Source organism: Bacillus cereus group sp. BfR-BA-01522 (assembly GCF_022662635.1).
Lineage (GTDB): Bacteria > Bacillota > Bacilli > Bacillales > Bacillaceae_G > Bacillus_A > Bacillus_A cytotoxicus.
Map to the genome: position 1 here is coordinate 1 of NZ_JAKUDY010000013.1, position 15,998 is coordinate 15,998.

The window sequence follows — 15,998 nt, forward strand, 5'->3', positions numbered from 1 at the left end:
CTTACCATACACAAAGACCACAAAAAGGGCTCATTTTACATACTGATTTAGGAACACAATATACAAGTCAGGAATTTCAAACTTTACTCGCGAATTATAAAATAAAGCCTTATTTCAGTAAAAAAGGTTGTCCATACGATAACGCTTGTATTGAGTCATTTCACGCCATTTTAAAGAAAGAAGAAGTATATCGTACAAAATATGTCTCATTTGAAGAAGCAAATCTAGCACTATTTCAATACATTGAGGGATTTTATAATCGTAAGCGAATCCATAGTAGCATCGGTTATAAAACTCCTCAAACAATAGAAGATCTGGCTATAAAAGTAGCTTAGATTTAACTTTTTTGTGTCCAAAATATTGACTCAAATCCAGAGTATATTTTTTTCTAAATTCCGCATTAGTTATTGATTGTTTAATAAATAATAATTAATCTTAAATAAATTATTATTCTCTACTCATAATTTTGTTCCAGATTTTAATCCTCTTTTCTTTTAATTTTTCCCATTAAGAAGTTTAACGTTTCTTTTAGCCCCTCTTTATAAGGTGTAGCTATTATTTTACCTATTCTATTTTCATATTTTTCTCCGCTTAGAGTAAATCCTTCTTCTGTAAGATACATAATTTCTACTACTTCTTTCATAACTGGGTCAAACAATCCACTTATACGGATTGCATTTTTATTTAATGGAATAACCATTTTCTTATTCCCAGTAATTTCACGTGCATATTTTATTATTTCCTTTCCTGAAATCAAACCAGCACCAGGAATGTTCCAATTTTCTCCATAAGAATCATCTTTGTTCGCTATTTCTACAATCATCTTGGCAGCATCTGGTAAATAAACATATTCTCTTGGTGTTTTTAGATTACCAATAAAAATAGAAATTTTATTTTCTGCAAGTCCAGTCAATGTAGGATGTAAGTAAGAATTCTGCGAAGTTATACCATAATAGTCCGGCAATCTAACAATTAATGCTTTTGCATTTCTCCATTTCTTATCAAATATTAATTTTTCAAATTCAACCCTAATCTTCCCTTTTTTTGTATGAGGTTGTTTAGGATGATTTTCATCTCCTTTAGCTACTTGGTGACCATAAACATATATTCCATCAACAATAACTATTTTCTTGTTTAAAATATCTGCTGCCTTCATTACATTTTCGCCAAGTAAAAGGAGTTTATCTGCCATTTCGTGATATTGAACATTCGCGCATTGAAATATGACATCTACATCTTTTGCAGCCTCTATGATAGTTGTATAATCAAAAATATCGCCTAACTTATACGTTAACAAAGGTGTAGAACCATTCTCTTTCATTAATCTTTTTAATTTGCTTTCTGAACGTCCAAAAGCAATAACTTCTAATTCTCTAGATAATAGTTCTGATACAATCGCTTGACCAGATCCACCTGTTGCTCCTAAAACAATTGCCTTTTCCATATTATAAATCCCCCTTTAATTTTTCACTCAGTTAGTTATCAATCAATAACTAACTTTGAAATAAAAAACCGAAAAGAATCGGTTAGCTTATTTTCTTTCATTATAAATGAATTCTGGTAAATCTAGGTAATAAGAAATATTACAAAGTATTCCTCTAGCTAAAAAAGTTGTTACTTCCTCCTCTGCATTTGGAACATTCGCTGATTGGAATCTCTCCAAAATATAACTTCTAATACGAGACAATCCAGTTTTTGTACAGTTTCTTATTGTATCTTCTGTAACTGAAAGTCCTATTACCTGTAAGGCAATTTCATTAGGATAAGATATAGACAGCTTTTCATATGCTTCAACCATTTTAGATTCATTGCACAAGTGTTATATTTTTTGCGCCAGAACCTTTTTTCAGCTTGTCCAAAATTAATAATTGTTCCTTCATGTATTGTTGCCCCTCTCATATTATGGGCACCAACGAAAACACCTTTATTTTCTATTTGACTATCAATCAAATCCCTTGCCTTCTCTCCAAAATCTCTTTCAATACCGTTGTATCTTCTTGTAAATCCAAGCCGCCTAAAATTATCTCTTTCGGTTGACGAATTTGAACACCTAAAGCGGTTAACTTCGTATAATTTGGAACAGTCATAAACCGCCTTTCTGATAAAAGTTTCAAACGTTCCATTTCTTTTTCAGAAACATAGAACTTTACTTGTTTTTTAGTCATTTATAGTACTAAAATAAATATAAAAATCAAAAGACCAATTAGTACTACGTAAATAAGTACTAATTGGTCTTTTTTTACTGTTTATTGTAAAGGTGGATACTTTAACTTTTTCATCTCTGTATCACTAAGACCACTTCCACCCCACTGTTTATTCTTTATAGCTTTTTCAGAATTAAGATACGCTTGAAAGTTAACTTTTTTATCTTTATAGAAATATTCATAATGAATATCAGGATTTTCTCCTTCAACATAAACAGCCATCCAATATCCACCAAATTTAAGATCTTTATGAAAATCTATATATTTTAACTGGCTTTCTTGTATGCCTTGTTTAGCAATATAATCATATATCGCTTTTTTTGCTTGTAATCTATGAAATAAAATAAAACTACCCAATAAAACTAATAAGGTAAGAATTGTAAGGAGTATCATCTTTTTTTTCAAATTCAATCCTCCAAATTATTTGTTAATATGTTTTTACTAATGGTGGTTTATACGCTGCATTAAAAGTATCAATTAAACCATAAGGAGTTACGATTCCGCTAACTGCTTTCATCACATTTCTTGAACCAGAACCATAATATAATGCTTGGAATACTAATTTAGAACAATATGTTGGATTTTTTTCGTATAGACGTAAATTAATGCTATAACTTAAATGAATATTTTTAGTTGCACTTCCAGTAGTGGAATAAAAATTTCTATCAGCATATCTAGCTACATCCCTAGCAAGATTTTGATCTTTTAAACGATAAACCTTAATCCATTTTCCTGACTCAGTATATCTGTTCATCCACTTAGATGTAGTTAACTGTTCATTTTCTTTACCAGCACCAGGCATATGTAAAATATAATTATCGCCATTGGCAATAGCTGCATGTCCTAAAATCCCTGAAGAACTTGTAGCATTTGTTATAAATATATCACCAGCTTTTAACGTAAAACCACCCCAATTTGCTCTTCTGATAGTTACATCTTCCAAAATTTTATTATCTCCAGTTGGTGAAATAGGGGGTTGTCCATAATTATTTAATTTTAACCATTCAGTATAAGATAGTGGCTCTTGAAAAACACCTTGATTCAAACCATCTTGATATACAGGCATAAATTCTTTTTCATTTTGTTCAAGCCATTGATCAAAAGATACACTATTTTGATCTAAAACTCCTTTTTCAATTGCTTGGTTATAAAGAGACTGATAATCAATAACCTCTTCAGCTGAAAGCATCTTCAAATTAAAACCAAAAACAAAAAATAAAATAGCAATAAAACCAATCAATAGTTTTTTCATCAATCATCCTCCTGAATCATTATGTTATTTGTATAACCTTCCATAAAAATAACATAATTTTCAAATACAGGATGAAAATACATGTGACAGAAAACATACACATAGTTCACTAACTAAATAACTAATCTACTAAAATAAATAGAGGAATCCCCTTGTTTTCGGGTGTGAGTGCTGGCTGGGGGGTTAGGGGGCTAATCCTCTAGAACGTAACTTTATATAGAGTAAGCTTATCCCTTAGGACGATAGGACTGGCGGTTCGGTGGGTACAATTGCTAGTCCAAGTCGAGCAACCGATATCCTCGTTTTTAGTCTGTTCGACTTGGCGAAAGCGAAAAACCCGCCGAAAACAGTTCCGCAAGGACAACATCAAAAAGAAAAGACAATAGTCTTTAGGTGAGGATAAACGAACCGACTTTTTGATGGTGAGGGTGGAGATTTTTGAGTGGGTTTCTCAAAAATACGACCCGTTCCTTGCGGAACTTTTAGCTCTATATATAAGAGTGAGATAGGCAAAATGAAGAAATCTAGTAATATCAAGGGTTTATAAGACATAGGGTGTTGCCAAAAAGCCACACCTAAAACATCTAAAATAAATAAATTGGTAATTTATGTTTCTTTCCGTCTTCACCAAGAAAATTTCTAAGTGCCTTTTTAAAAATCTTTTGAGTTGCCTTATCCACTCCATCTTTCGGACTACAACACATAATATTAGGATTCACAAACCATGTTCGACTCGTACAAATCCGTCCGTCTTCTGTTGTAGTACCTGTTTCAGCAACCGCTAAAATTCCTTTTTTCATTAAAACATTCATCATTTTTGAAATCTTCGAACGATCTCTTTTTAATTCCTTAGCGAAATAACTAGGCGTAGCACTATCTGAATCAAATTCATTTTCTTCATTCGCTCGTTCTACAAGAATATTAGTTTTAAATTCTATATAAGGTATCAAATCCATCAAAAAAGCCTTTTCCGCATTGGTTAGATAGTTTATTTTAAGCAAGTAATTATAATTGTCCATAATAATCTGCACAAATTTCACCCTATCTGTAGGCTTTTTCTTTTTACCTATGAAATATTCTTCACCAGTAGTCTTGCTTAACAATTGCAAAAGCATTGCTTTTTCTTCTTCTGAATAACCACCAGCTTGTAACTGATCATAAATACTATCAATCTTGCTATCTCTTTCTTTTGCCCTTTTTTCAGCTTGTCCAAAATCAATAATTTTCTTTGTCATATCTAAGTTAATTCCTCCTTAATTGAGGGAATCAACAAAAATACCTTGTCCGTACTATTTATATTTTTCCATATTTTTTTGTTTGTATCTTTTTTAAATTATGATAATCTATAAATAGATGATTTAAGTTTTCAAGGTATTTACGTTGAATACCCAATAAACGAGCCATGTTAGCCGCATGGCTCGTTTTTTATTCTATCATTCTATCACACATATGCTCTCAAAATATTGTCAAACAAAGTTCCCCAAAAATTTTACTTAAATCGTTATAATATCTTCTAACGATTCATATCAAATCCCCGTTGTCTACTAGCTATTTCTCTTTTATGTTCACTCTCAAATTGATTACTTACACTCTTATTAACTAGTTCATTTTTAACATGTTCTCTAAACGTCTGAAATTTCTCTTTAAGGACTTTTTTAGTTTGTTGATATAAAACCCTTATATTCATCTCCAAATCTTTTATATGAGCCTTTAATGAGCTTATTTCAGTATTTAACATTCTAACTTCTCTTTCTAATTTTTTATTTTCTATCTTCAACTCTTTATTGTCTTGTATTAGATATTCTCCCCCCAATCGTAAACCTTCATTTTCCTGTACAAAATTTGTTTTTCTCAAACGCTCATAATCATTTTTGATAGTAACCGCTGCATTCACTTGTTTTGTAAATTCCTGATATTGTTCCTGTGATAATACATAATTTCTTGTCTGTTTCTTCGTAATTTCAGCTTTCCCAAACATTTTATCTTGTACTTCTGTTATTACTTCTCTACGTAAAAACGGAATCACAACAGGCTCATTTGGCACTTGATCCGTAGCACTATCTAATTCTTTTTGCATTTGTTCTACTCTTTTTTCTAACTCTACATGACGCTGGCTAATTAGCTGCAGCTTTTCACTTCCATTCTCTACTTGTCGTTTTACTATCTCTAATTCTTTGTACTTATCAATGACATCCCTTTCCAAACTCTTTTTTGTTACCTGTAATTCGTTTGTTTTCTCTTCAACATTTTTTAAATGATAGTCAATCCCTTGTAATTTTGTTTCTTTTTCTTGCACTTGGTTTTCAATAGTTGACTTTGCTTCTGCATATTCCTTATATTGACGGACTTTCATGTATTTATGGGAACCTACATTAGCACGTTCAAAGTTTGGAATTTGTTCTTTAGCCAAAGATTCAATATAATCCGTTTCCAATTGTCTCCAATTCGCAATTAGCTCCGTCCCTTTTCCTTTTACAGCTTGTTGTTGCAAAGCTCTATCCATTCCGACACGCCTTGTTAATCCTCGACTACTTTCGAAATTCGGTACATAATTAATATGTAAATGCGGATTGGCTTCATCATCATGTAAAACCATGTTATACACTGCCAGATTAGGATTTCGCCCTTGAAACGCCTCAGCATACCGTTTTAACGCTTCCTTTTTGGCTTCCCTATACTTTGGATCATCTTTTCCTTCCCCAATCGCTACGACCAATTCTCTTTGCTCATGCGTCTTTTCATCTTTACGTATTTTTTCATAATAGTCCTTAATTTTGCGATCATTCCGTTTTTTCTTTTCGTTGTACCTTGTCAACTGCTTCTTGAAAAACATCCTTGTATACACTTCGGATGTCCTTTTGAACAAAGTAAATATTCTGATCCAACCTGGTTGGGTCTATGCCAGGATTTCCATGAATGTTTTCCCTGTTATTATGGCTCAATGAACTTTTGTGAGATTGGTTAAATGAAATAGAGAACAACATAAAATGTCACCACTTCCCCTAGATGAATTGATACCATAAGTCTAGCAAAGCGACGAAATGGAGTCAATTTATGTAAAATCTATATGTATTTTGATGCTAACGCATCAAAATACATAGGGGTCTGCGACGCTTGTCGGCTCCGCCGACCCATGTTTAACATGGCAAAAAACCTCGGACTTTGTCCGAACCTACAAGGGGGAGAATCCCCCTTGACCCCTTCAATCGAACTCCCCAACCCCTCAATCCTTGAGGGACTCCCTCGCCAGTTGGCAGGCCAAAACGTAAACGTTTTGACAAACCAAGAGGGTCGCATAGTGAGTGTGTCAACTCCTTATCCTCCCTCACCCTTACGGGTTCAGTCCGGTACCGTTGACACACGCCATGTAGAGTCGGAAAAATAGAACATTACACAAAATATACATAATTATCCTAATTTAAAAATCTTGAATTATGGTAAATTAATATTGTGAATAGTCAAATATTCACAATTAATAATCTTTTTGTTTATCGAGTATCTAAATTAATTTAACAAGGAGATGTTTAGTATGAAAAAGGAATTTGAAAAACCTGTAACTATTCGCCAAAATGTTTGGGGAAAACATTAATTTAGATTTGCAGGAGTAGAAATTAATCTACTCCTGTTTCTATTTATTTTTATGACGAATTGTATTATTAAGTGCGACACCTAAAGAAAAAACAAAAAAGCCCACCTCGCTTCGTGTAAAATAGAAGTTACCACACAACCACTTACACGGAGGACGAGTATGAGCTATTCCCATTTTACCACGTTTGAGCGTGGACAACTAGAAGCATTTCATAAATTAGGGCGTTCTACTAGAGAAATTGGTAAGATTCTCAAGCGGCACCCTTCTTCTGTTGCGAGAGAATTAAAAAGAAACACACAAAAAAACGGTACGTACAGTGGCGAAAAAGCACAAGAACAATATGGACAGCGAAGAAAATCTTGTAAACCAATAGGAAAATGGTCTGTAGAACTTGCAAAAAAAATCCAGGAGAAGTTAGAAATTACTTGGTCTCCTGAACAAATCCAGTATGGCTATTTGAAGGGTGAGATTTCCTTTAAAACGATCTATAACTGGTTATATCAAGGGAAACGATTCAAAAAAGACCTTTCTCTACTCAGACAGAAAGGAAAACGTCAAAAACCTAGAGAAACACGTGGACGCTTTAATATCGGGACATCGATTCAAAAGCGCCCATCTGAAATTAGAAAACGAGAAACATTTGGGCATTGGGAACTCGATACAATTGTCTCGAGTCGCGGGAAAAGTAAAGGGTGCTTTGCGACATTTATAGAACGAAAAACACGGTATTATCAAGCGATTGTCATCCCAGACCGAACAGCAGAATCTATGGAATTCGCCATCAAACAAATTACTGCCATGTATCCAAGCGCTGCATTACAAACAGCTACAGTTGATAGAGGAAAAGAATTTTCGTGTTATCAACGAGTAGAAAAAGAGTTAGAAATCGCAGTGTTCTTTGCCGATCCCTATTCTTCTTGGCAACGTGGAAGTAACGAAAACGCAAACGGTTTATTACGGGAGTTTTATCCGAAAAAAACAGATTTGAGCCTTGTGTCACAAGAACAATTGAATCAAGCACTACTTCTTATTAACCAAAGACCAAGAAAATGTTTAGCGTGGAAAACTGCCCACGAAGCGTTTCAGGAGGAACTGTCGCACTTAGATTGACAAACTGTCTTATGAAAAGGAGTGTTTTTATGAGAAATTATTATACTGCGCCTTCTTTAGTAGATATAAGTATTACCAATAGATGTAATTTAAAATGTGATTATTGTTATGCATCTTCTAGTCCATTTGAAACAAAAAATGAAGAAATGGATCTAGTTCATTTAAACACCTTATTTCAAGATTTAGATGATATGAATGTTCATAGGATTTCTTTAACCGGGGCGAGCCTTTTATTAGAGATGATTTTTTCGAGATATTGAATGCTACTCAAAAATACAAATTTGCTAAAATAATTAATTCAAATGGAATTTTAATAAGTGATAAAATTGCAAATAAATTATCGAAATTTGATTTTGATAGAATATGTATCACCCTAGATGGAAGTTGTCCAGAAGTACATGATATAATCCGTGGTCATGGTAGCTTTAAAAAAACAATTAAGGGTATTAAAAATTTACAAAAATATAATTTACCTGTATCTACACTTTTTACATTAAATAAAACAAATGTTAATGACCTTATTAATACAATTAAACTGAATAAACTATTAGGGATAACTTATATGACAGTAATGGTAGTTTGTCCAACAGGTAGAGCCTCTGATGGAAGTATTTTAGCGGATAAAGAAAATTGGTATCCTATGTTTTTAAATTTATCTGAAATGAAAAGTAGAGACAATATTAAATTAAATTTTAAAATAATTCCCCCTAATGAAAGCCCTGTATTTTGGTTATATTATTTTCCTTTAGAATATTATAATCGTTTAGATTTATTATCTGTTTGGGATCAAGATTTAAATTTAGCGAATCTTAATACAAAAACAAGGGAAATATCATGTCAAGCTGGTGTAAAAGCCTGTTCTATTGCTTACAATGGGGATGTATTTGGTTGTGATTTGATGATGGGAATTGATGAATTTCGAGCTGGTAACATTAAAAGTACATCAATCAAGGAAATTTGGAATAACTCTTCTGTTTTTAATAGATTAAGAAATATAACATTCAATAACATAACTGGTAAATGTAGTTCTTGTAGTCATAAATGGTGTGGGGGAGGCTGTAGATCTTCTGCATTTAATTTAACAAATTCAATATATGGTTCTGATAGTAGTTGCTTTTTTGAGGAGAGTGTAAAAAATGGATGATATTAAATGTTTTACTATTGAAGGTAAAAAAAATATATTGTTTAGACAAGAAGGCAATCAATATGTGTTTTTTGATCCTATTGCTTTAGAATATTATGTAACAAACTACATAGGTGCAGAAATTCTATATTACATTTCTAAAGGAAAAAATTTCAAATTCATTGTAGATAAAATATCAGAGGAATATGACATAACTGAAGATATGGGTAAAGAAACAACAAAAGAATTTCTATTGGATTTCCCTCTATTGAGTATTATATCTTCTAATTTAATAGAATCTGATATTTATAAAGAGATTTCAGCATGAAGTTTAATTGTTTTAAAAATATTAAAGAAATTAATCACATAGCTATACCATTAATTGCGAATTCAATAGCTGGATTATTAATAAAATTAGTTGATCAAGCTATGATTGGTAGAATTTCTGTCGAAGCATATGGAGCTATCGGTGTAGTAAGTTCACTTTTATTTACCATTGCAGGTATATTAGGGGTAATGTCTGTTACCTTTAACATTTATGGGTCCAGAAGTATGGGACAAGAAGATATAAAATCATTTAACAATTATTTTATATCTTCAATTTTTCTTAATATAATTATAGGTGTTTCATTAACATTCTTATTACTAATATCTCAAAGACCTTTATTATCCATCGTTTTTGGATTTAAAGGAACTATCTTAGAAGACTCTCTTCAGTATTTAACAATTATGAGTGTGTATGTATTAATTCAATTATTATTATTTACATTTTCTACTTTTTTTAAAATAATAAAAGAAACTAAATGGATATTTATAGGTTCAACAATCGCTTCAGTTATGAATGTTATCTTAAATTTCCTCCTAATTTTTGGTAACTGCGGATTTCCTGAATTAGGAATACGAGGTTCAGCCATAGCAACTATAATTGCTTTAAGTACAAATTTGATTATTTATGTTTATTTGTGCAGAAAACATTTAACAGTTACTTTTACAAACTTCACAACATATATTAATAATTTAAAATTCATATGTAAAAAAAGCACTTCTCTAGTGGGTCAAGAAATCTTAGAAGGTGGTATTTTTATAATAGCCGTTAATGCAATGATTGCTCGAATAGGCGATATACAATTATCAGGATATTTATTAGTTTCTCAAATTTTAAGTATTGTTTTAATTCCAATGTATATGTATTCTTCATCTATTCTGACTTTAGTTAGTGAAAGATATGGATCTAATCAACTAACAGATTTAAGAGAATTTCCTAAAATAACTCTAGGGCTTATTATGCTATTTTACATATTTTTAAGTATTATTTTTATATATTTTAAATATGAGGTTTCAGCTTTTATTACAAATGATATTAATTTGATTAATTATGCTACAAATATTCTTATCTTTATTATTTTAGCTAATATTTTCAATCCCCTACATAATGTTTATAAATATGCTTTACAAGCTATTGGCCAAAGTAATTATGTATTAATAAAAACAGCTATAATAAATTTGATTACTTTTTTAATAATGCTAATTTCTATCTTTATGTTCAAATTAAATTTATTTGGTGTTTTTATTAGCTTATTTTTTAATTATGTAATGTTATCAATTATTTTTTCTAAAAAATACAAAGATGTTCTTAAAAATATCTCTAGTAATAGGGATAGTGATAAAATTGTATAGATAAGCCTAATACTAACATAACACTACTTATCGATAGTATCCAAAAAAGCTTAGAGTTCTCATATGATTCTAAGCTTTACTTTTGTAAAAGATTATTTCCAAAACTCATACCATTTCTTATCTTTACTTGCGGCAATCATCTTCTTAACTTCCTGGACTTCTCTTATTGTTTGCATAAGCATTTCATCACGCCCTTGGTTCTTCGCCACATCCTCGCTAGAATTTGTCGCTATAAGTACCTGGGATTCCTGTATCATTTGTATAGCGCTTAATAATTCTGATTCTCTTTGTGCAAATCGCCGGTCTTGTTCAATTAAACGTTTGCTTAATTCTTGTAGTAATTCATTTTGCTTTTTAATGACCTCGTTTTGATCTTGAAGCATCGTCTGTAGCGTTGTAGCGTTGAAATCCGGTTCTTCATAGCGCTCAACTTCATGTCGCTCTAATGGCAACACTTCAACACCTTGATGCCATTATACTATTTGCTTTGTGGCATTTTCTAATGTCATATCTGTGTCATTCTTCAAGTTTATGATCTTACGGAATACTATTACATCGCTTTCTCTATATTTCCTATGCCCACGTTCATTTTTAATGAAGGTATAACCCTCCTTTTCGAGTACATCAGCATACTTACGTAATGTGCTAGATTGGATACCTAATTGCTCTGCCACGTCGCCAGGACTATATAACGTCTTCATAGCGTTTCACCTCAAAAATATATTCGCTATAGCAATGATATATCCTTTTTCCTAATAATTCACGTATGATTTGTTTTAAAATTAAACATTTAATACCAACATCAAAATCTTTTTTCTATATACAAGATTTTATGCAAAAAAAGAATAGCGAGGATCCCTAGAATCCCCGCTACATCAACGATGTATAAAATCCTGTATACGAGATAACCAGACAAAAAAAGAATAATCCCTGATAATACAAGGATTCTATGAAAACGTTGCTACCGATAATGAGACGTTATGTTAACCTTACATGAATAGGATATACAATTTACATCAAGTTATTTAAGAAAAGGTTTACTAGTAGACATATAGATTTTGAATTGTTAAAATATTCAAGTTGTTAAAAAAGGAGGGGTATAGATGAAACAAGAACAAATGAGTAACCTTAATAAAAAAAGTTGGGAACATTCAGCTTATCAAGCTTGGGTAAATAGGCATGGGGTTCCAATAGATTTTGCTAAAACAATCACTGCAAACCCGCAAAAACAGATATCATATTACCTTCAATATACAGGAAATGTAGAAAAGAAAAGAATAATTAATCTGTTAGGATCCAAAGGAAGTAAAGCTGTCGCATTTGCTTTAATGGGCGCTGATGTAACTGTGGTAGATATTTCTGAAAGTAACGCCCAGTATGCAAATGAATTAGCTTACGAGTCAGGTGTTAATATTACATATATTGTATCCGATGTTTTGGATCTACCTATAGATATACAAGGATTTGATTATGTAGTGTTAGAACTAGGTGTGTTGCACTATTTCGTTGACTTAAGGCCTCTTTTCGATACAGTCTATAAATTACTAAAAAAGGGTGGTATGTTCATCTTGCGTGATTATCATCCAGTTTACTCTAAGCTTATACAGTTTCAAGATGGAGAAATAAAAGCCAGCGGTAATTACTTTGATAATGAAATTATTGAAGAAGAAGTAGTTTACACTAGTTTACTATCAGAAGATGAAACAAACTCTATACCCTCAGTAAGAATTAAGCGGTGGACCTTAGGTGAAATTATAACAAACTTAGTTCAATCTGGATTACAAGTACAATCACTAACTGAAGAATCTGGCCCACATCAAAAATGGGTTTTCCCCCAAGATGCACCTACGGAAACAGAATTTAAGATTCCTGGACTATATACACTAATAGCTATTCGATAATAGATAGATTATAAATTCAAGTGACTTCCGAAAACGGATTTTACGTCAACTAACCCTTTTTCGGGGTTAGTTGGTTTTTATTTCTCCTTGTTTTTGGGTGTGAGTGCTGGCTGGGGGGTTAGGGGGCTAATCCTCTAGAACGTAACTTTATATAGAGTAAGCTTATCCCTTAGGACGATAGGACTGGCGGTTCGGCGGGTACAATTGCTAGTCCAAGTCGAGCAACCGATATCCTCGTTTTTGGTCTGTTCGACTTGGCGAAAGCGAAAAACCCGCCGAAAAAAGTTCCGCAAGGACAACATCAAAAAGAAAAGACGATGGTCTTGTTGAACTGTACCCTATAAAATGGACAGTTCAATATTTACATACATCGTTTTGTTTTTATTCATGAAAGGAGTATGCGAAAATGAATTGGATTAAAAAAGTGTCTGTTAATCCATTAAATGAGAAGTCCTTTGAAATGAGCCCTGCAAATAGCAATGATGAATTAAGAATACAAAGTGTACATTTAGAAAGAGAATATAATAATATATCTATACTAGCACAATTATTTATGGCAAATCATATACTGTACGATGTGCCAACTTTATTATCTGCTATACCTATCACAAGCCCCCAAATAAATGAAATTGCAAATCACTTTAATAAATTCCAAAAAATATATGTTAATAACCAATTAAAACGTATTCAGTTCCAGGAATTAAAATCCTTTTCAAAAAATCAGTTTAAAGATATGCTCAAAAATAATGCCATCCATCCTATTGTTCAAGAACTATATTTTTTGACAGAAAAAGAATCTATAGAGGATAGATAAATAAATACAAGTGAAAAACAACAAGTAAAATATAAAGTGTTAAAAGAATATATAGAACCCTCTACCATTATCAATTCAGATTTAACTCGGGCCATGTGGTTTATTAAAAATACATTTTGTTTAACGGAGACATCATTTACTGTATTACCAATTGGATGGGAGTTAAAAGATAATCTAAAAGAATTAGAAACCCTTAAACTATTTAACGAAATGTCGGATTCCCTATTAATGACCATTGATTCAGAAAACAATAAGGTACTATATATTGATTGTATTAATAGGAATATAAAAAATGGTGCATAAGACGATCGTTTATTGAAGATACATTTAGCAAAAAATATTTTTTAATGATCCAATTCTTCATTGCTTGCAACAGGATATGTGAAAGTATGTACTTTAAAGTATTAGATGTTTTAGTTGAAGAAAAACTATGGAAATAGTTAAACTTTTTAAAAAATTTATATACCATTAAATAGAGCTTCTTGGGTTGTCTTTCAATCAATTTTGATTTACTTAAAACAAATATGTACCTTTTCCCTCTCCCTTCTCTTCCTTGTTTCTTTCTAAATATTGAGGCGAGAGTCTTAAGCGAGACAAAGAAAGGAAATGACAAGATCTGAAAAAAGTTCTTGTCATTTCCCTTCTTGCTTTTCTAATGCATATAAGTCTTCTTCTATATTTGTTAATTTATCGACAATTAACTTTCTTGCGTCTTCAATCCCTTGATTATACGCATATGGTCCTATTAATTTGACCATCTCCTCGATTAAACGTTCCGCTTGAAAGCGCCCAATTTCTTCTAAATCTTGTTCTTCAAAAAATCGCTGAATGTTTGCTACAAGTTGACCTTTTCTCTCATTTGATATTTTTACATTCATCATCTATAAATCGCTCCTCTATTTTTGCGATAACCCTTTTCTTAACTGTACCATAGAAAACCTTGTTCCCGGACAAGATTTTGTCACACCTTCTAATTCACGATGACCAAGTATGTGTTTTTCGCTTAATGCAAACTGCTTCATAAATGTTCGGCATAATGCATATAACGATTGTATTTGCGCAGGTGTTGGGTCATATTTATCAAAATTTCCCGACATACATATGCCAATCGTTTCACTATTATGTCCTTTTGCATGTGCTCCTACATGCAACCCTCGCCCTTCCAATACTGTTCCATCTTCTTCAATAAAATAGTTATATCCAATACCGCTCCACCCTCTTTCTTTTTGATGAAATTCATGCGTTTTATATATGTCCCATCCATCTTCAGCAGTATGGTGGATAATCAAACTGTTGACATTTTTTAGTGACTGTAATTCATCACGAAATGTTAACCGCGTTTTCTTCACATTCATTTTAACTCTTCTCATCCCTTTCTAAACGATAAAGAATGCGTTCTATATTTTTCTACATGCCAGACAGATCAATGCTCACTATCGTTTTATCATCGGGACGTACTCGATCTTGTTTCTCTAATTCTTCTATTATAGATATATATGTTTGTATACCATTCGCTCTTATATATTGCACCGTTTGCTCAAATGACCAATTCGGATGAAATATCCCATCTGAGCAAATAAAAATTTCCTTTATTTGTTCTACCGATATCTCTCCCTTTTGAATCCATTGCATCGCTTCTGGCATTCCATTGGCTACGGAATAACCATTTGGCATGTTTGCTAAATAACGATTATATTTTAGCTGCTCTTGAATATTTTGGAACACATGCTCATCCGGTACTGGTAAGCCTTTCTTCCGATCGTCTTCGCGCTTTCTTTTTGCACGTGCACTAATTCCTTTTACTGTATCCTTCGTTAGTACTTTCACTGTTTCATCATGAAATGTAACAGCAATCATACAATCGCCGAGCTGTGCATATTGAACGCTTGTTTCTCCTATTCGTACTGCAGCAATACATGTACACCAAAGATGATCTTTTTTTAATGTATCAACCTTATATCGCTCCATTTCTTTTTGCAACGCCTCATTCGCTTCTATTATTTCCTTTTCTAGCGATATGATCTCTTTTTGTGCTTTAAAACGATTGGCAAATAAATTTGATGCTAAATACGCCCCATTATGTCCGTTTTCATCTTGAAATGCAACAAGTGGTGTTGCCCCATCACATACGCCATACATCTTTACATCCTCATTACAAAAAAAGGTATCTTCACATTCTCTTTTTAAAGGGCTTTTCTTCTGCCACGTTTTGATTCTCAAAACCGCCCCTCCTTTACTATTAAATAATTTGTTTTTTCAAATTAATCTAATTTACCAAAATAAACTGTTTTTCCTTAAAACTTCCTCTTTCGTATATAATTTTGAAAT

The 15,998-nt window shown here is 32.2% G+C and carries 15 protein-coding genes and 4 pseudogenes; 8 read left to right on the forward strand and 11 right to left on the reverse strand.

Annotated features, from left to right (window positions below; genetic code table 11):
- The coding region (locus MR059_RS16775; protein WP_242161915.1) for an integrase core domain-containing protein at positions 1 to 335 on the forward strand (335 nt) is incomplete at its 5' end.
- A 143-nt stretch (positions 336 to 478) separates the two neighbouring features.
- Here MR059_RS16775 and MR059_RS16780 read toward each other — a convergent pair.
- The 7 genes and pseudogenes from MR059_RS16780 to MR059_RS16810 form a co-directional block, all read right to left on the reverse strand.
- The gene (locus tag MR059_RS16780) at positions 479 to 1,444 is read right to left on the reverse strand and encodes an NAD-dependent epimerase/dehydratase family protein (RefSeq protein WP_012094731.1); all 966 of its coding nucleotides are present in this window, start codon (positions 1,442 to 1,444) and stop codon (positions 479 to 481) included.
- A gap of 87 nt (positions 1,445 to 1,531) precedes the next feature.
- Positions 1,532 to 1,801 (reverse strand): annotated as a pseudogene (locus MR059_RS16785) (TetR/AcrR family transcriptional regulator); the annotation flags it as partial.
- A 145-nt stretch (positions 1,802 to 1,946) separates the two neighbouring features.
- Positions 1,947 to 2,087 carry a hypothetical protein gene (locus MR059_RS16790; protein WP_237701306.1) on the reverse strand — a complete coding sequence of 47 codons (141 nt, stop codon included), beginning with the start codon at positions 2,085 to 2,087 and terminating at the stop codon, positions 1,947 to 1,949.
- A gap of 159 nt (positions 2,088 to 2,246) precedes the next feature.
- A complete protein-coding gene (locus MR059_RS16795; RefSeq protein ID WP_048723157.1) occupies positions 2,247 to 2,597 on the reverse strand; it encodes a DUF3139 domain-containing protein in 351 nt (116 codons plus the stop codon).
- 34 nt (positions 2,598 to 2,631) lie between these two features.
- A complete protein-coding gene (locus tag MR059_RS16800; protein WP_012094735.1) occupies positions 2,632 to 3,456 on the reverse strand; it encodes a C40 family peptidase in 825 nt (274 codons plus the stop codon).
- A 584-nt stretch (positions 3,457 to 4,040) separates the two neighbouring features.
- On the reverse strand, positions 4,041 to 4,691 hold the full coding sequence (locus MR059_RS16805; RefSeq protein ID WP_012094736.1) for a hypothetical protein: 651 nt from the start codon (positions 4,689 to 4,691) through the stop codon (positions 4,041 to 4,043).
- Positions 4,692 to 4,969: 278 nt separating this feature from the next.
- Positions 4,970 to 6,440 (reverse strand): annotated as a pseudogene (locus tag MR059_RS16810) (plasmid recombination protein).
- Between the two features lie 545 nt (positions 6,441 to 6,985).
- Between MR059_RS16810 and wgkA the strand changes: the two are divergent.
- The 5 genes and pseudogenes from wgkA to wgkD all read left to right on the forward strand — a co-directional run bounded on the left by wgkA (position 6,986) and on the right by wgkD (position 10,955).
- Positions 6,986 to 7,045, forward strand: coding sequence for a tryglysin family RiPP peptide (gene wgkA / locus MR059_RS22505; protein WP_425319874.1), 60 nt, complete (start codon positions 6,986 to 6,988; stop codon positions 7,043 to 7,045).
- Between the two features lie 159 nt (positions 7,046 to 7,204).
- The gene (locus MR059_RS16815; RefSeq protein WP_012094738.1) at positions 7,205 to 8,155 is read left to right on the forward strand and encodes an IS30 family transposase; all 951 of its coding nucleotides are present in this window, start codon (positions 7,205 to 7,207) and stop codon (positions 8,153 to 8,155) included.
- 29 nt (positions 8,156 to 8,184) lie between these two features.
- Positions 8,185 to 9,299, forward strand: a pseudogene (gene wgkB / locus MR059_RS22510) (radical SAM/SPASM peptide maturase WgkB).
- Positions 9,292 to 9,606: a PqqD family peptide maturation chaperone WgkC gene (gene wgkC, locus MR059_RS16825; RefSeq protein ID WP_012094739.1), complete on the forward strand. Its 315-nt coding sequence runs from the start codon at positions 9,292 to 9,294 to the stop codon at positions 9,604 to 9,606. Before wgkB ends, wgkC begins: the two are co-directional and overlap by 8 nt.
- Positions 9,603 to 10,955 (forward strand): tryglysin-associated MATE efflux transporter WgkD, encoded by a 1,353-nt coding sequence (gene wgkD / locus MR059_RS16830; protein WP_012094740.1) that lies wholly within the window; start codon positions 9,603 to 9,605, stop codon positions 10,953 to 10,955. The genes wgkC and wgkD overlap by 4 nt, the downstream gene beginning before the upstream one ends.
- A gap of 92 nt (positions 10,956 to 11,047) precedes the next feature.
- Here wgkD and MR059_RS16835 read toward each other — a convergent pair.
- Positions 11,048 to 11,656: pseudogene (locus MR059_RS16835) on the reverse strand (DUF3967 domain-containing protein).
- A 402-nt stretch (positions 11,657 to 12,058) separates the two neighbouring features.
- Here MR059_RS16835 and MR059_RS16840 point away from each other — a divergent pair.
- Together MR059_RS16840 and MR059_RS16845 are read left to right on the forward strand one after the other, a co-directional pair.
- Positions 12,059 to 12,856 carry a class I SAM-dependent methyltransferase gene (locus tag MR059_RS16840; RefSeq protein ID WP_012094741.1) on the forward strand — a complete coding sequence of 266 codons (798 nt, stop codon included), beginning with the start codon at positions 12,059 to 12,061 and terminating at the stop codon, positions 12,854 to 12,856.
- A 406-nt stretch (positions 12,857 to 13,262) separates the two neighbouring features.
- On the forward strand, positions 13,263 to 13,670 hold the full coding sequence (locus MR059_RS16845) for a hypothetical protein (RefSeq protein ID WP_012094742.1): 408 nt from the start codon (positions 13,263 to 13,265) through the stop codon (positions 13,668 to 13,670).
- Between the two features lie 632 nt (positions 13,671 to 14,302).
- Here MR059_RS16845 and MR059_RS16850 read toward each other — a convergent pair.
- Genes MR059_RS16850 through MR059_RS16860 form a run of 3 tightly spaced genes read right to left on the reverse strand, consistent with a single transcriptional unit; the run spans position 14,303 to position 15,890 of the window.
- Positions 14,303 to 14,551: a DUF2164 domain-containing protein gene (locus MR059_RS16850; RefSeq protein ID WP_012094744.1), complete on the reverse strand. Its 249-nt coding sequence runs from the start codon at positions 14,549 to 14,551 to the stop codon at positions 14,303 to 14,305.
- A 15-nt stretch (positions 14,552 to 14,566) separates the two neighbouring features.
- On the reverse strand, positions 14,567 to 15,025 hold the full coding sequence (locus tag MR059_RS16855) for a peptidoglycan recognition protein family protein (protein WP_041809868.1): 459 nt from the start codon (positions 15,023 to 15,025) through the stop codon (positions 14,567 to 14,569).
- A 52-nt stretch (positions 15,026 to 15,077) separates the two neighbouring features.
- Positions 15,078 to 15,890 carry a protein phosphatase 2C domain-containing protein gene (locus MR059_RS16860; RefSeq protein WP_012094746.1) on the reverse strand — a complete coding sequence of 271 codons (813 nt, stop codon included), beginning with the start codon at positions 15,888 to 15,890 and terminating at the stop codon, positions 15,078 to 15,080.
- Positions 15,891 to 15,998 lie beyond the last annotated feature (108 nt).

Excerpts from the sequence above, each read along its gene's own strand:
- MR059_RS16815 (WP_012094738.1), top strand. The coding sequence starts at position 7,205 with ATGAGCTATTCCCATTTTACCACGTTTGAGCGTGGACAACTAGAAGCA.
- MR059_RS16840 (WP_012094741.1), top strand. The coding sequence starts at position 12,059 with ATGAAACAAGAACAAATGAGTAACCTTAATAAAAAAAGTTGGGAACAT.
- MR059_RS16780 (WP_012094731.1), bottom strand. The coding sequence starts at position 1,444 with ATGGAAAAGGCAATTGTTTTAGGAGCAACAGGTGGATCTGGTCAAGCG.
- MR059_RS16790 (WP_237701306.1), bottom strand. The coding sequence starts at position 2,087 with ATGACTGTTCCAAATTATACGAAGTTAACCGCTTTAGGTGTTCAAATT.
- wgkD (WP_012094740.1), top strand. The coding sequence starts at position 9,603 with ATGAAGTTTAATTGTTTTAAAAATATTAAAGAAATTAATCACATAGCT.
- MR059_RS16795 (WP_048723157.1), bottom strand. The coding sequence starts at position 2,597 with ATGATACTCCTTACAATTCTTACCTTATTAGTTTTATTGGGTAGTTTT.
- wgkC (WP_012094739.1), top strand. The coding sequence starts at position 9,292 with ATGGATGATATTAAATGTTTTACTATTGAAGGTAAAAAAAATATATTG.
- MR059_RS16855 (WP_041809868.1), bottom strand. The coding sequence starts at position 15,025 with ATGAATGTGAAGAAAACGCGGTTAACATTTCGTGATGAATTACAGTCA.
- MR059_RS16805 (WP_012094736.1), bottom strand. The coding sequence starts at position 4,691 with ATGACAAAGAAAATTATTGATTTTGGACAAGCTGAAAAAAGGGCAAAA.
- MR059_RS16800 (WP_012094735.1), bottom strand. The coding sequence starts at position 3,456 with ATGAAAAAACTATTGATTGGTTTTATTGCTATTTTATTTTTTGTTTTT.
- MR059_RS16850 (WP_012094744.1), bottom strand. The coding sequence starts at position 14,551 with ATGATGAATGTAAAAATATCAAATGAGAGAAAAGGTCAACTTGTAGCA.
- MR059_RS16845 (WP_012094742.1), top strand. The coding sequence starts at position 13,263 with ATGAATTGGATTAAAAAAGTGTCTGTTAATCCATTAAATGAGAAGTCC.